The organism is Mycobacterium numidiamassiliense (assembly GCF_900157365.1).
GTDB classification, from domain to species: Bacteria; Actinomycetota; Actinomycetes; order Mycobacteriales; family Mycobacteriaceae; genus Mycobacterium; species Mycobacterium numidiamassiliense.
This window is the reverse complement of sequence record NZ_FUEZ01000003.1, coordinates 171,411-186,037: the sequence shown is the minus strand read 5'-3', so window position 1 is coordinate 186,037 and position 14,627 is coordinate 171,411. Positions and strand designations below refer to the sequence as shown.

Annotated in this window: 13 protein-coding genes; 11 read left to right on the top strand and 2 right to left on the bottom strand. The window is 67.8% G+C overall.

Annotation, left to right across the window (positions count from 1 at the left end):
* The first annotated feature begins 39 nt into the window (after nt 1–39).
* The 3 genes from MNAB215_RS00580 to MNAB215_RS00570 all read left to right on the top strand — a co-directional run bounded on the left by MNAB215_RS00580 (nt 40) and on the right by MNAB215_RS00570 (nt 2,726).
* Complete coding sequence (locus MNAB215_RS00580) at nt 40–1,221, top strand: cysteine desulfurase family protein (RefSeq protein WP_077076997.1); 1,182 nt, start codon at nt 40–42, stop codon at nt 1,219–1,221.
* The gene (gene mnmA / locus MNAB215_RS00575) at nt 1,218–2,297 is read left to right on the top strand and encodes a tRNA 2-thiouridine(34) synthase MnmA (protein WP_077076996.1); all 1,080 of its coding nucleotides are present in this window, start codon (nt 1,218–1,220) and stop codon (nt 2,295–2,297) included. The genes MNAB215_RS00580 and mnmA overlap by 4 nt, the downstream gene beginning before the upstream one ends.
* Nucleotides 2,298–2,429: 132 nt before the next feature.
* Nucleotides 2,430–2,726, top strand: coding sequence for a hypothetical protein (locus tag MNAB215_RS00570; protein ID WP_077076995.1), 297 nt, complete (start codon nt 2,430–2,432; stop codon nt 2,724–2,726).
* A 98-nt stretch (nt 2,727–2,824) separates the two neighbouring features.
* Here MNAB215_RS00570 and MNAB215_RS00565 read toward each other — a convergent pair whose 3' ends face one another.
* Nucleotides 2,825–3,469, bottom strand: coding sequence for a sensor domain-containing protein (locus MNAB215_RS00565; protein WP_245830087.1), 645 nt, complete (start codon nt 3,467–3,469; stop codon nt 2,825–2,827).
* 99 nt (nt 3,470–3,568) lie between these two features.
* On the opposite strand from MNAB215_RS00565, the gene MNAB215_RS00560 reads away from it, so the two are divergent.
* The 5 genes from MNAB215_RS00560 (at nt 3,569) to MNAB215_RS00540 (ending at nt 10,851) form a co-directional block, all read left to right on the top strand.
* A complete protein-coding gene (locus MNAB215_RS00560; RefSeq protein ID WP_077076994.1) occupies nt 3,569–4,594 on the top strand; it encodes a uroporphyrinogen decarboxylase/cobalamine-independent methonine synthase family protein in 1,026 nt (341 codons plus the stop codon).
* Nucleotides 4,595–4,628: 34 nt separating this feature from the next.
* The gene (ligA, locus tag MNAB215_RS00555; protein ID WP_077076993.1) at nt 4,629–6,725 is read left to right on the top strand and encodes an NAD-dependent DNA ligase LigA; all 2,097 of its coding nucleotides are present in this window, start codon (nt 4,629–4,631) and stop codon (nt 6,723–6,725) included.
* A gap of 36 nt (nt 6,726–6,761) precedes the next feature.
* Entirely contained in the window at nt 6,762–7,370 is a 609-nt protein-coding gene (locus tag MNAB215_RS00550) for a TetR/AcrR family transcriptional regulator (protein ID WP_108637504.1), read from the top strand.
* Between the two features lie 164 nt (nt 7,371–7,534).
* Nucleotides 7,535–7,939 (top strand): MmpS family transport accessory protein, encoded by a 405-nt coding sequence (locus tag MNAB215_RS00545; RefSeq protein WP_077078298.1) that lies wholly within the window; start codon nt 7,535–7,537, stop codon nt 7,937–7,939.
* Nucleotides 7,936–10,851 carry an MMPL/RND family transporter gene (locus tag MNAB215_RS00540; protein WP_077076991.1) on the top strand — a complete coding sequence of 972 codons (2,916 nt, stop codon included), beginning with the start codon at nt 7,936–7,938 and terminating at the stop codon, nt 10,849–10,851. The genes MNAB215_RS00545 and MNAB215_RS00540 overlap by 4 nt, the downstream gene beginning before the upstream one ends.
* Nucleotides 10,852–10,912: 61 nt before the next feature.
* On the opposite strand, the gene MNAB215_RS00535 is transcribed toward MNAB215_RS00540, so the two are convergent.
* Nucleotides 10,913–11,569 (bottom strand): ACT domain-containing protein, encoded by a 657-nt coding sequence (locus MNAB215_RS00535; protein WP_077078297.1) that lies wholly within the window; start codon nt 11,567–11,569, stop codon nt 10,913–10,915.
* A gap of 144 nt (nt 11,570–11,713) precedes the next feature.
* On the opposite strand from MNAB215_RS00535, the gene gatC reads away from it, so the two are divergent.
* The 3 genes from gatC to MNAB215_RS00520 are packed head-to-tail and all read left to right on the top strand — an operon-like array spanning nt 11,714 to nt 14,577.
* On the top strand, nt 11,714–12,013 hold the full coding sequence (gene gatC / locus MNAB215_RS00530; RefSeq protein ID WP_077076990.1) for an Asp-tRNA(Asn)/Glu-tRNA(Gln) amidotransferase subunit GatC: 300 nt from the start codon (nt 11,714–11,716) through the stop codon (nt 12,011–12,013).
* Nucleotides 12,010–13,491 carry an Asp-tRNA(Asn)/Glu-tRNA(Gln) amidotransferase subunit GatA gene (gatA, locus tag MNAB215_RS00525; RefSeq protein ID WP_077076989.1) on the top strand — a complete coding sequence of 494 codons (1,482 nt, stop codon included), beginning with the start codon at nt 12,010–12,012 and terminating at the stop codon, nt 13,489–13,491. Before gatC ends, gatA begins: the two co-directional genes overlap by 4 nt.
* Before the next feature lie 54 nt (nt 13,492–13,545).
* Nucleotides 13,546–14,577: an ATP-dependent 6-phosphofructokinase gene (locus tag MNAB215_RS00520; protein WP_077076988.1), complete on the top strand. Its 1,032-nt coding sequence runs from the start codon at nt 13,546–13,548 to the stop codon at nt 14,575–14,577.
* Nucleotides 14,578–14,627: the final 50 nt, after the last annotated feature.

Here is a 14,627-nt window from a genome sequence, read left to right as displayed (position 1 = left end):
CTCGGGGGGCCTCAACCTGCCGGTATCCTGAACGGCGTCATGGTCTACCTGGATCACGCTGCCACCACGCCGATGCACCCGGCCGCCATCGAATCGATGACGGCCGCCCTGGGCACCGTCGGCAACGCCTCGTCGCTGCACACCAGCGGGCGCGCGGCGCGTCGGCAGATCGAGGAATCCCGCGAGCTGATCGCAGAGAAGCTGAGCGCACGCCCGTCCGAGGTGATCTTCCCCGCGGGCGGCACCGAAAGCGACACCCTGGCCGTAAAGGGCATCTCCGGGGCCCGCCGCGACGCCGAGCCGCGTCACCGCCGCATCGTCACCAGCGAGGTGGAACACCACGCGGTGCTGGACTCGGTGCAGTGGCTGGTCGAACATGAAGGCGCCCAAGTGACTTGGCTGCCCACCGCCTCCGACGGGTCGGTGTCGGCCGCGGCGCTGCGCGAGGTGCTGACCCGCCACGACGACGTCGCGCTGGTTTCGGTGATGTGGGCCAACAACGAGGTGGGCACCGTCATGCCGACCGGCGAACTCGCCGCTGTCGCAGCCGAATTCGGTGTTCCCATGCACAGCGATGCCGTGCAGGCGGTGGGTCAGCTGCCCGTCGACTTCACCGCCAGCGGGCTGTCGGCGATGAGCGTGACCGCGCACAAGTTCGGCGGCCCGCAAGCGGTGGGTGCCTTGCTGCTGCGCCGCGACGTCAGCTGTGTGCCGCTGTTGCACGGCGGCGGGCAGGAACGCGACATCCGTTCCGGCACTGCCGATGTCGCGGGCGCGGTCGGAATGGCGACGGCGGCCCGCCTTGCGGTGGACAACCTGGAGGCCAACACCATTCGGCTGCGCGCGCTGCGCGATCGCCTGGTCTCCGGGGTGCTGGCCGAGGTCGACGATGTGGCATTCAATGGTGCCCACGATCCGCTGCGGCTTCCGGGCAACGCACACTTCAGTTTTCGCGGCTGCGAGGGCGATGCGCTGTTGATGTTGTTGGACGCCAACGGAATTGAGTGTTCAACCGGATCGGCATGCACAGCCGGGGTGCCGCAGGCCTCGCACGTGCTGCTGGCGATGGGCGCCGACGCCGCGACGGCCCGCGGATCGTTGCGGTTGTCGTTGGGGCACACCAGCGTTGACGCCGACGTCGATGCCGTGCTGCGGGTTCTTCCGGCCGCGGTCGATCGCGCCCGCCGGGCCGCCCTGGCTTCCGCGGGGGCTTCCGGGTGAGAGTTCTGGCTGCGATGAGCGGTGGCGTCGATTCTTCGGTCGCCGCCGCCCGGATGGTCGACGCCGGGCACGATGTCGTCGGCGTCCACCTGGCGCTGTCGACCGCCCCCGGCACGCTGCGCACCGGCTCGCGCGGCTGCTGCTCCAAGGAGGATGCCTCCGATGCCCGGCGCGTCGCGGATGTGCTCGGAATCCCGTTCTACGTATGGGATTTCGCGGAGCGGTTCGCCGAGGACGTCATCGACGACTTCGTCTCGTCCTATGAGCGGGGCGAAACCCCCAACCCCTGCGTGCGCTGCAATCAGCGCATCAAGTTCTCGGCGCTGTCGGCGCGAGCTCTGGCATTGGGCTTCGACACCGTCGCCACCGGGCACTACGCCCGGCTGTCCGGTGGACGGCTGCGCCGCGCTGTCGATCCGGACAAGGACCAGTCCTATGTGCTGGCCGTGCTGACTTCCGACCAGCTGCGCCACGCCACATTCCCCATCGGTGACACGCGCAAGTCGCAGATCCGCGCCGAGGCGGCGGAGCGGGGCCTGGCCGTCGCCGAGAAACCCGACAGCCACGACATCTGCTTCATCCCGTCCGGGAACACCCGAGCCTTCCTGGGCGAGCGCATCGGGGTGCGCAGCGGCACCGTGGTCAACGCCGACGGCGCGGTGCTGGCCACCCACGACGGGGTGCACGGATTCACCATCGGACAGCGCAAAGGTCTCGGCATCGCCGGGCCAGGGCCGGACGGACGCCCCCGCTACGTGACCGCGATCGACGCCGGTACCGGGACCGTTCAGGTGGGCGATGCCGCCGACCTCGACGTGCATACGCTGGTAGGACGGGCGCCGGTGTTCACCGCCGGATCCACGCCGGCGGGCCCGATCGAATGCGCTGTTCAGGTGCGCGCCCACGGGGAGACGGCCGACGCGGTGGCCGAACTGATCGGCAACGAGCTGGTGGTGCGGTTGCGCGCCCCGATACGGGGCGTGGCCCGCGGCCAGACGCTGGTGCTGTACCGCCCCGACGCCGCTGACGGCGACGAGGTGCTCGGCAGCGCCACCATCGCCGCCACCTCACGCTGATTTCCGCAGCTCAGTGGCCATAACGGGGCCTCTTCAAGAATGCTTTGAGGATCCGACAAGCACCGTCTCCGAGTATTTCCTTGACGCAAAAAGTAGAGGGACAAGAACCTCAGCGGAAAGGAACGAATGAAGATGACCACGCACAACGCCGCAGTCCGCGCAGTGACTCCCAGCGACACCAACACCAACACCAACGGCATCGCCATCGCAGCGTTTGTCCTCAGCCTCATGGGCATGTACGCCAGCCCGCTGCTGAGCGCCGCCCTCGCCCTCATCGCGTTGTTCCAGGTCCGCCGCCGCGACCAGAACGGATTCGGGCTGGCGATCGCCGCCATCGCGGTCTCCGCGGCCGTCACGGCCCTGCACGTCGCGATGTGGATCCACTGCGGTCACGCCAACTTCGAGATGCTGACCACGTCGCACTGGTGACAACCGCAACTTCCGCCAAGTCGCGCAGCCGCCTGGAGCCCCGAGACGGGCCAGGCGGCTGTTGCGCATCGATCGTCGGTCGCCGTGGGGCCTGGGGTCTACTTCGGCATGTTGGCGACGATATTGGTCATTACGATGTCGGAGACCGACTGCGGAAAGCCGCAGAAGGTGACCTCGAGCAAGGCCAGCGACACCACCCGGTAATCGCGGCCGCAGCCGCCGGGCCCCAGGTGCAGCGAAGAGGAGTCGGCCTTCCAGTCGCCGACGAACAGCTCGCCGGCCGAACCGCCCGCGCAGTTGCCGACGGTGGAGACCAAGGCCGAAAAGGCGTGCCGCGCCGTGTCGACATCCCGGTAGGCCGCTGCGCCCTCGGAGATCAACGCACCGTCGGGCGGGTCCTGATACGTGGTCTTGTGGAACCGCGCGATGTCGGGACCGAATGTCGTGGTCTCGGAGTAGATGAACCGGCAGGCCAGCGGCGTGGTCTCGGCGAGGGTGTCGACATCCACCGGGTTGTTGCCGTCCATCGACGGAATGATCGTCAGGTGCTCGCCGGCGCCGGTGATCGCGCGCATCCGGGATTGGTCCAGCAGGATGGTGTCGACGTTCACGCCATTGACATCGCGGGCGCCGCCGGCGAAGGCCGGCATCGCGTTGCCGCCCACCACCCGGGTGCAGGCCGCCACCACTAGCAGCGCGCCACACAACAGCAGCGGCCCCGTCACTTTCGCGCTCTGCCCCACCGAAATTTACCTTTCCGGAATTTCCTAGCGTAGCCGCGCGCGGCCGCCCGTACACCCCTGGTAGTGCGTGCGCCGTGTGACGTCGAATACGGTTGCCGGATGAGTGTTTTCGCTGGTGCGTTTGCGAAGGCCAGCGGACTCGGCTCCTGGCCCGGGACCTCGGCTCGGCAGGCCGCCGAGGTTGTCGTCGGCGAATTGGCCGACGCGATGGCCCATATCGTCGAATTGCCCGCCAGGGGAGTGGGGGCGGACCTGCTCGGGCGGGCCGGCGCGCTGCTGATCGACGTGGCCATCGACACGGTGCCCCGCGGGTATCGCATCGTCGCGCGACCCGGCGCGGTGACCCGCAGGGCCGTCAGCCTTCTCGACGAGGACATGGACGCGCTCGAAGAGGCGTGGGAGACGGCCGGCCTGCGCGGCGGCGGACGGGTGGTCAAGGTGCAGGCGCCCGGCCCGATCACCCTGGCAGCCGGGGTTGAGCTGCCCAACGGTCACCGGGCGATCACCGACCCCGGCGCCCTGCGCGACCTGGCGGCGTCGCTGGGCGAAGGTGTTGCGACGCACCGCGCGTCGCTGGCCCGGCGCCTGGATACCCCGGTGGTCGTGCAGTTCGATGAGCCGTCGCTGCCCGCGGCGCTGGCCGGACAGCTGGCCGGGGTAACGGCACTGAGCCCGGTCGCCGCGCTCGACGAGGTGGTCGCCGGCCCGTTGCTCGACACCTGCGCCGCGGCGACGGGCGCCGACGTGCTGCTGCACAGCTGTGCCGCGGGACTGCCATGGAATATGTTGCAGCGCAGCACTATTCAAGCGATTTCGGTGGACGTCTCAACGCTGCTGGCGACGGACCTGGACGGCATCGCGGCGTTCGTCGAATCGGGTCGCACCGTTGTGCTCGGTGTGGTCCCCGCGACCGCACCGGCCAAGCGGCCGTCGGCCGAAGAGGTGGCCGCGGCGGTCGTCGCGGTGACCGATCGGCTCGGGTTCGGCCGCTCGGTGCTGCGCGATCGCATCGGCGTCACCCCGGCGTGCGGCTTGGCCACGGCGACGCCGCAATGGGCCCGCACCGCGATCGAGCTTGCCCGCAAGGCCGCGGCCGCCTTCGCGGAGGACCCGGACGCCATCTAGCGCCCGTGTCGGCCCGCTTCGATAGCCTGCGAGGGTGAGTTCGCCCGACGATGATCCCGTCCCCGCCGACGTGCGCAGGCAATGGCGCGAACTCGCCGACGAGGTGCGCGAACACCAGTTCCGCTACTACGTGCGCGACGCTCCGATCATCTCCGACGCGGACTTCGACGTCCTGGTGCGGCAGTTGGCCGCGCTCGAAGACCAGTACCCCGAGTTACGCACACCGGATTCGCCGACCCAACTCGTCGGCGGCGCCGGCTTCGCCACCGACTTCACCTCGGCCGAGCACCTCGAGCGGATGCTGTCGTTGGACAACGTCTTCAGCACCGAGGAATTCGACCTGTGGGCGGCGCGGGTGAAGGCCGAGGTCGGCAACGACGGTTCTCAAGACGTGCCGTATCTGTGTGAGCTCAAGATCGACGGTGTCGCCCTGGCTTTGGTCTACCGTGCCGGCCGGCTGGTGCGTGCGGCCACCCGCGGCGACGGCCGCACCGGTGAGGACGTCACCCTCAACGCCCGCACCATCGACGACGTCCCCGAAAAGCTTGCCGCCGCAGAGGGTTACCCGATACCCGATGTCCTCGAGGTGCGCGGCGAGGTCTTCTTCCGGCTCGCCGATTTCGAAGCCCTCAACGCCGCACTGGTGGAAGACGGCAAGACGCCGTTCGCCAATCCCCGTAACAGCGCGGCGGGCTCACTGCGGCAAAAGGATCCGGCGGTCACCGCCCGCCGCAAGCTTCGCATGATCTGCCACGGGGTGGGGCACACGGAAGGATTTCGGCCGGCCTCCCTGCATGACGCCTACCTGGCGCTGGGGGCCTGGGGGCTGCCGGTCTCCGAACACACCGCCCGGGTGGAAAACGTGGCCGGCGCGCTGGATCGCATCGCCTACTGGGGTGAACACCGCCACGACGTGGACCACGAAATCGACGGCGTCGTGGTCAAAGTCGACGATGTGTCGCTGCAGCGCCGGCTCGGGTCGACGTCGCGGGCGCCGCGCTGGGCGATCGCGTACAAGTACCCGCCCCAGGAGGTGCAGACCAAGCTGCTCGACATCCGGGTCAACGTCGGCCGGACCGGACGCGTGACCCCGTTCGCGTTCATGACGCCGGTGCAGGTGTCCGGGTCGACGGTGGGGTTGGCCACCTTGCACAACGCCGCCGAGGTCAAGCGCAAGGGCGTGCTGATCGGCGACACCGTGGTCATCCGCAAGGCCGGCGACGTGATTCCCGAAGTGCTCGGTCCGGTCGCCGACCTGCGCGACGGCTCCGAGCGCGAATTCGTCATGCCCACCCACTGTCCCGAGTGCGGCACCGAGTTGGCCCCGGCCAAGGAGGGCGACGCCGACATTCGCTGTCCCAATTCGCGATCCTGCCCGGCGCAGTTGCGGGAGCGGGTGTTTCACGTCGCCGGTCGCGGCGCGTTCGACATCGAGGCGCTGGGGTACGAGGCCGCCATCGCGCTGCTGGCGGCCGGCGTGATCTCCGACGAGGGCGACCTGTTCTCGCTCACCGAGGACGACCTGTTGCGCACCGAGTTGTTCACCACCAAGAGCGGCGCGGTGTCGGCCAACGGCAAACGGCTGCTAGCCAACCTCGACAAGGCCAAGTCGCAGCCGCTATGGCGCGTGCTGGTGGCGTTGTCGATCCGGCACGTGGGCCCGACGGCGGCCCGCGCGCTGGCAACCGAATTCGGCAGCCTGGACGCGATCACCGCGGCGTCGACCGAGCAGCTGGCCGCCGTCGAGGGCGTCGGGCCGACCATCGCCGCGGCGGTCACCGAGTGGTTCACCGTCGACTGGCATCGCGCGATCGTCGATAAGTGGCGTGCCGCAGGGGTGCGGATGGCCGACGAGCGCGACGCCAACACGCCGCGCACCCTGGAAGGGCTGACCATTGTCGTCACCGGTTCGCTGACCGGCTTTTCCCGCGACGAGGCGAAGGAGGCGATCCTGGCACGCGGCGGCAAGGCCGCCGGTTCGGTGTCCAAGAAGACCGCCTATGTCGTCGCCGGTGACGCGCCGGGCTCCAAATACGACAAGGCGGTCGAGTTGGGGGTCCCGATCCTCGACGAGGCCGGGTTTCGCCGACTGCTCGACGAGGGGCCCGCCGCCGAGAACACTGACGATTAACAGCGCAGTACTGGTCCGTACTGCCCTGGTGGATCTATGGTGGGCGCTATGTCTCAAACGGCCGACCGATGCGCACAGGCATCACCGTGGTCGCCGCGCGAGTCCGAGATCCTGGCGGAGACCCTGCGGCTCTTGCAAGAACACGGCTATGACCAGTTGACGATCGACGCGGTGGCCGCTGCCGCGCGGGCCAGCAAGGCCACGGTGTACCGGCGCTGGCCGTCGAAGGCCGAGCTGGTGTTGGCCGCCTTCATCGAAGGCGTCCGGCTGGTGGCGATCGCACCGAATACCGGGACCCTGCGCGGTGATCTGATTAATCTCGGCGAGGTCTGCGGCGAGCACGGACGCCAGCACGCCAGCACCATTCGCGCGGTGATGGTCGAGGTGTCGCGCCACCCCGCCCTCAACGACGCGCTGCAGGAGCAATTCCTCAAGCAACGCAAGGCCGTGATGCAGGACGTGATGCAACAGGCCGTCGACCGTGGCGAGATCACCGAAGACGCCATCGCCGACGAACTGTGGGACCTGCTGCCCGGGTATCTGATTTTCCGGTCCATCATTCCCGAACGGCCGCCCACCCGTCGCACCGTGCAACTTCTGGTCGACCAGTTCCTGATCCCCGGTTTGACCCGCGACCGTGACTAACGCATCGCTTGTAGAGTACGGTCCAGTACCGTACTGTCATAGCTGGCGCTCAGGTTCGGGCGGTGGAGCGTTGGTCGGGCCCGATCGCTGATCGAGTTGGCTGGTGATCGAAAGATTAACGGGTGGAAGGGATTTCACTTGTGACCCTCGTCAAACGAGGATGGATGGTTCTCGTGGCGGTGCTTGTCGTCGCGATCACCGGATTCGCGATCTATCGCCTGCATGGCATCTTCGGCTCGCACAACAACGTGTCGGCCAACAGCGACCCGGCCAACGAGATCGTCCCGTTCAATCCCAAGGTCGTCGTGCTCGAGGTCTTCGGCGCACCGGGCGCGGTGGCCACCATCAACTATCTTGATGTCAATGCCCAGCCGCAGCAGGTTAAAAACGCCACGCTGCCTTGGTCTTTCACCATCACCTCGACCGAGCCCGCCGTGGTCGCCAACGTCGTGGCGCAGGGCAACGGGGACACCCTTGGCTGCCGCATCACCATCAACGGTGTGGTCAAAGACGAACGCACCGTCCACAAAGTCGACGCCTACACCTTCTGCTTGGACAAATCCGGATGAGCGCCCCCTCGAGCCAAGACGAACCGAAGCGACCCTTCGTGCCGCACACCATCCGCAGGCTTGCGCTGCCGATCCTGCTGTTCTGGGTGGCGCTGGCCGCCATCACGAACATCGCGGTGCCGCAGCTGGAAGAGGTGGGCAAGACCCACAACGTCGCGCTGAACTCGCCAGATGCCCCGTCGCTCAAGGCAATTAAGCGCATCGGTCAGGTATTCCACGAGTTCGACACCGACAGCTCGGCCATGGTCGTGCTCGAGGGCGACAAGCCACTCGGCGACGACGCCCACCGGTTCTACGACACCATGGTCCGCAAGCTCGAGCAGGACAAGAAGCATGTCCAGCACGTCCAGGACTTCTGGGGCGACACCCTGACCGCGGCCGGATCGCAGAGCAGTGACGGCAAGGCCGCCTACGTTCAGGTCTTTCTCTCGGGCAACCAGGGCTCGGCGCAAGCCAACGAGGCCGTCGGCGCGGTTCGCAACATCGTCGAGCAGATAAAACCGCCACCGGGCGTCAAGGCGTACGTCACCGGCGCCGCGCCGCTCATCTCCGATCAGTTCGACGTCGGCAGCAAGGGGACCGCGAAGGTCACTGCGATCACCGTCGGGATGATCGCGCTGATGTTGTTCTTCGTGTACCGCTCGGTGCTCACCACGTTGCTCGTCCTGGGGACAGTGCTCCTCGAAATGTCCGCCGCGCGAGGCCTTGTCGCGTTCCTCGGGAACTCGGGGATCATCGGGCTGTCGACCTACGCGACGAACATCCTGACGCTGCTGGTGATCGCCGCCGGAACGGACTACGCGATCTTTTTCGTCGGCCGCTATCAGGAGGCCCGCGGGGCCGGTGAAGATCGCGAAAAGGCTTTCTACACCATGTATCACGGCACCACCCATATCGTGTTGGGTTCGGGGCTCACCGTTGCCGGTGCCGTGGCGTGTCTGAGCTTTACCCGGCTGCCCTACTTCCAAAGCCTGGGCATCCCGGCCGCGCTGGGGGTGCTGGTGGCGCTGTGCGCCGCACTCACCCTGGGGCCGGCCATCCTCACGCTGGGCGCGATGGCGGGCATCTTCGACCCCAAGCGGGCGATGAGGACGCGCGGATGGCGGCGGATCGGCACCGCCATCGTGCGCTGGCCCGGCCCCGTCCTCGCGGGTGCAGCTGCGCTCGCCCTGGTCGGCCTGGTCGCGCTGCCCGGCTACAAGACCAGCTACGACACTCGCCCTTACATGCCCGCCAGCGCGCCGGCCAACGTGGGTTATACCGAAGCCGAGAAACACTTCTCGCGCGCGCGCCTCGAGCCCGAATTGCTGATGGTGGAATCCGATCACGACATGCGCAACCCCGCCGACATGCTCATCGTGGACAAGGTGGCCAAAGCCATTTTCCATGTGCCCGGCATCGCGCAAGTGCAGACCATCACCAGGCCGCTGGGCACTCCGCTGGTGCATAGCTCGCTCGCGTTTGTGGTCAGCAATCAAGGCGCCGCTCAGCAGCAAAACCTGACCTACCAACGGGATCGGGCCGACGACGCCCTCAAGCAGGCCAACGAACTGTCGAAGACGATCGACATTTTGAAGCAGCAGTACATCCTGCAGCAGCAACTGGCCGACGCCACCCACAGTGAGACGCAAAACTTTCACGAGACGATCTCCACGATCCAGGACCTGCGCGACAAGCTCGCGAACCTCGATGACTTCCTGCGGCCGCTGCGCAGCTATTTCTATTGGGAGAAGCACTGTTACGACATTCCCGCCTGCTATGCGCTGCGGTCCTCGTTCGAGGCCCTCGACACCACAGACCAGCTGAGCTCGAAATTCGAAGACCTCGTCGCGACGCTGGACAGACTCGACGCGCTGCAACCAAAACTGGTGGCACTCATACCGCCCCAGATCCAAAGCCAGCAGACCAATCGCGACCTGACCCTGGCCAACTACGCCACCTTGTCCGGCATCTATGCGCAGACCGCCGCCGCGATCGACAACGCGACGGCGCTGGGGAAGGCCTTCGACGCGGCCAAGAACGACGACACCTTCTACCTGCCGCCCGAGGTTTTCGACAACCCCGACTTCAAGCGGGGACTGAAACTGTTCATGTCGCCCGACGGCAAGGCCGTGCGGATGATCGTCACACATGAGGGCGACCCCGCTACCCCCGAAGACATTGCGCACATCGATCCGATCGCCAGGGCCGCGCACGAGGCGTTGAAGGGTACGCCCCTGGCCGACGCCCAGGTCTATATCGGCGGGACGGCTGCCACCTACAAGGACATCCAGGACGGCGCCAAGTACGACCTGATGATCGTGGCGTTCGCCGCGCTGAGCCTCATCCTGCTGATCATGATGATCATCACCCGCAGCCTGATCGCCGCGCTCGTCATCGTGGGTACCGTGGCCGTGTCACTGGGCGCCTCGTTCGGGCTGTCAGTGCTGGTGTGGCAGTACCTGTTTGGCATTCAGCTGTACTGGGTGGTGCTGGCGCTGGCCGTCATCCTGTTGCTGGCCGTCGGATCCGACTACAACCTGCTGCTGATCTCGCGATTCAAGGAGGAAATCCACGCCGGCCTGAAGACCGGGGTCATCCGCGCGATGGCCGGGTCGGGTTCGGTGGTCACCTCGGCCGGCATCGTTTTCGCGGTCACTATGTGCGCCTTCGTGTTCAGCGGTTTCCAAGTGCTCGGCCAGATCGGCACCACCATCGGCCTTGGGCTGCTGTTCGACACGCTGATCGTGCGGTCGTTCATGACGCCTTCTGTCGCAACGCTGCTCGGGCGCTGGTTCTGGTGGCCGCAGCGGGTTCGCCCGCGCCCTGCCAGCACCATGCTTCGCCCCTACGGACCGCGAGCGGCGGTGCGCCAGTTGTTGCTGTGGGAAGACGACGACCCGGCGGTGGCGTCGGGATCGCGACCGAAGTAACCGGCACGCTGGGCGCCGGGGGAGCAGGTGCGGACTCGGTGGTGCCGGCAACGGCGCGGCGTCAGCGCAGCATGGTGGCGACGATGCCGGCCAGGTAGCCCAGCCGGGCCACCTCCGAGGGCCGGAACTCCGGGCCCGGACGGCCCAGCACCACGGCGGTGTGCGCGTCGCCCAGGGGTGCGGCGACCATCGTGATGTCCATGTCGCGCCAGGGTTGCGGCACCCAATCGGCGGAGCCGTCGAGGGCCGTCGCGTGCTCGATCGGCAGCCATGGCGCCGATGCCGCCCGGGTTTCCGGTGAGCCGGGACTGGCAGCAAGCCGGAGCAGCTCGGAGTCGTTGTCGCGCAAGACCGTGCACCAGCTCACCCGCAGCACCCTGGGCGCCTCGTCCACCAACACCTGCAGCTTGGCGTCGCGGTCGACGGCGGCGGCGACATGGTCGAGAAGTTCCAGCTCGCGGTGGGCCTCCAGCAGCCCGGTGTGCGGACGGACGCTGTCCACCCGAACCCCGGGGAGGGACTCGGCCGCCGTGATCAAGGTGTCCGGCATCGCCCCCACGGGCAGCTCGATCACCAGGTCGTCGATCGCGTGGCCCCTGCTGCGTTCCACCACATCCAGCGACAGGATGTCGGCGCCCACCGAGCCGAGGGCCACCGCCAGCGATCCCAGGCTTCCCGGGCGGTCAACCAGCTCGATCCGCAACAGATACGACGGCACGCGCTCACTTTCGCACAGCGTTGCTCCCACGGCATTTCCGGCGGACGTGGGCCGATAGCCCGCCGCCGAGTGTGGGGCCAGCCGCGCGTCGGCCGGCGAAGGTGAAGCCAGCCGCACACTCGCGGCTGGGTAGGCTTTTCGCTCGTGCCCCAGATCTCCCGCGATGAGGTAGCCCACCTGGCCCGGCTGGCCCGGCTGGCGCTGACCGATACCGAACTGGACAGCTTCGCCGGTCAACTCGACGCGATCCTGACCCACGTCAGCCAGATTCAGGCGGTCGACGTCACCGGCGTCGAACCGACCGACAACCCCCTCAAAGACGTCAACGTGACCCGCCCGGACGAGACGACGCCGTGCCTGACCCAGCAGGAGGCGCTGGCCGGGGCGCCAGCAGCCGTCGACGGCCGGTTCGCCGTCCCGCAGATCCTTGGGGAGAGCCAGTGACGGACATCATCCGATCCGATGCCGCGACGCTGGCCGCCCAGGTCGCGGCCAAGGAGCTGTCGTCGGTCGAGATCACCCAGGCTCATCTGGACCAGATCGAGGCCACCGACGACCGCTACCACGCCTTTTTGCACGTCGCGGCCGATAAAGCGCTGGCGACGGCGGCGGCCGTCGACAAGGCGCTGGCCGCCGGCGAGCGGCCGCCCTCGGCTCTGGCCGGGGTGCCGCTGGCGCTCAAAGACGTGTTCACCACCATCGACATGCCGACCACCTGCGCGTCCAAAATCCTGGAGGGCTGGCAGTCGCCGTACGACGCGACCGTCACCGCGCGCCTGCGTGCGGCCGGCATCCCGATCCTGGGCAAGACCAACATGGACGAGTTCGCGATGGGCTCGTCCACCGAGAACTCCGCCTACGGCCCGACGCGCAACCCGTGGAACGTGGACCGGGTGCCGGGCGGCTCCGGCGGCGGCAGCGCGGCGGCGCTGGCCGCGTTTCAGGCGCCGTTGGCCATCGGGTCCGACACCGGCGGCTCCATCCGCCAGCCGGCGGCGCTGACCGCGACCGTCGGCGTCAAACCCACCTACGGCACGGTGTCCCGTTACGGGCTGGTGGCCTGCGCGTCGTCGCTGGATCAGGGCGGCCCGTGCGCGCGCACCGTGCTGGACACCGCGCTGCTGCACCAGGTGATCGCCGGGCACGACGCCCGCGACTCCACCTCGGTGGACGCCGCGGTGCCCGACGTTGTCGGCGCCGCCAAGGCGGGCGCGACCGGTGACCTGAAGGGAGTGCGCGTCGGCGTGGTCCGGCAACTGCGCGGCGACGGCTATCAGCCCGGGGTGCTGTCCTCGTTCGAGGCCGCGGTCGCGCAGCTGACCGAGCTGGGCGCCGAGGTCAGCGAAGTCGACTGCCCACATTTCGATCACGCGCTTCCTGCCTACTACCTGATCCTGCCGTCGGAGGTGTCGAGCAACCTGGCTCGCTTCGACGCCATGCGCTACGGGCTGCGTGTCGGCGACGACGGCACGCACAGCGCCGAGGAAGTGATGGCACTGACCCGCGCCGCCGGATTCGGTCCAGAAGTCAAGCGGCGCATCATGATTGGCGCGTATGCGCTTTCGGCGGGGTATTACGACGCCTACTACAACCAGGCGCAGAAGGTCCGCACGCTGATCGCCCGCGATCTCGACACGGCATACCAATCCGTCGATGTCCTGGTGTCGCCGGCCACGCCGACCACCGCGTTCGCCTTGGGGGAGAAGGTGGACGATCCGCTGGCCATGTACCTGTTCGACCTGTGCACGCTGCCGCTGAACCTGGCCGGCCACTGCGGCATGTCGGTGCCCTCGGGGCTGTCGCCGGATGACGGGCTGCCGGTGGGGTTGCAGATCATGGCGCCCGCGCTGGCCGATGATCGGCTCTACCGCGTTGGTGCCGCTTACGAGGCCGCTCGCGGACCGCTGCCGTCGGCCATCTGAGGCTCTTCGCGCCTTGGGGCGCCCGCCAACCCCGTCACGAGGCAAGATAAACAGATGCGGATCGGAATTCTCACGGGCGGCGGCGACTGTCCCGGCCTCAATGCGGTGATTCGGGCAGTAGTGCGCACCTGCGACTCCCGGTACGGCTCGTCGGTCGTTGGATTCCAGGACGGGTGGCGCGGATTGCTGGAGAACCGCCGCATGCAGCTTGCCAACGACGACCGCAACGACCGGTTGCTGGCCAAGGGCGGAACCGTGCTGGGGACCGCCCGTGTGCACCCCGACAAGCTGCGCGCCGGACTGGATCAGATCAAGCAGACGCTGGACGACAACGGCATCGATGTCCTCATCCCCATCGGCGGCGAAGGCACGCTGACGGCAGCGCACTGGCTGTCTGAGGAAAACGTTCCGGTGGTGGGGGTACCAAAAACGATCGACAACGACATCGATTGCACCGACGTGACTTTCGGGCACGACACCGCGCTGACGGTCGCCACCGACGCCATCGACCGGCTGCACAGCACCGCCGAATCCCATCAACGGGTGATGCTGGTGGAGGTGATGGGCAGACACGCCGGATGGATTGCGCTGAACGCCGGGCTCGCCTCTGGAGCGCACATGACGCTGATTCCCGAGCAGCCCTTCGACATCGACGAGGTGTGCCGCTTGGTCAAACGGCGCTTCCAACGTGGAGACTCGCACTTCATCTGCGTGGTCGCTGAGGGCGCCAAGCCCGTACCTGGCTCAATCGCGTTGCGCGAAGGCGGAATTGACGAGTTCGGCCATGAGCGGTTCACCGGCGTGGCCGCGCAGCTGGCCATCGACGTGGAGAAGCGAATCAACAAAGAGGTCCGCGTGACGGTGCTTGGGCACGTCCAGCGCGGCGGCACCCCGACGGCCTACGACCGGGTGCTGGCCACCCGGTTCGGGATCAACGCCGCCGACGCCGCGCACGCGGGCGAATACGGTCAGATGGTGTCGCTGCGCGGGCAGGAGATCGGGCGGGTGTCGCTGGCCGATGCGACGCGTCACCTCAAGCTCGTTCCGGACAACCGCTACGACGACGCCGCCGCGTTCTTCGGCTGACGGTTGTTCGCCGGCTCTGCCGCCCGCTTCGGCCCGCGCTGCCGCTCTCG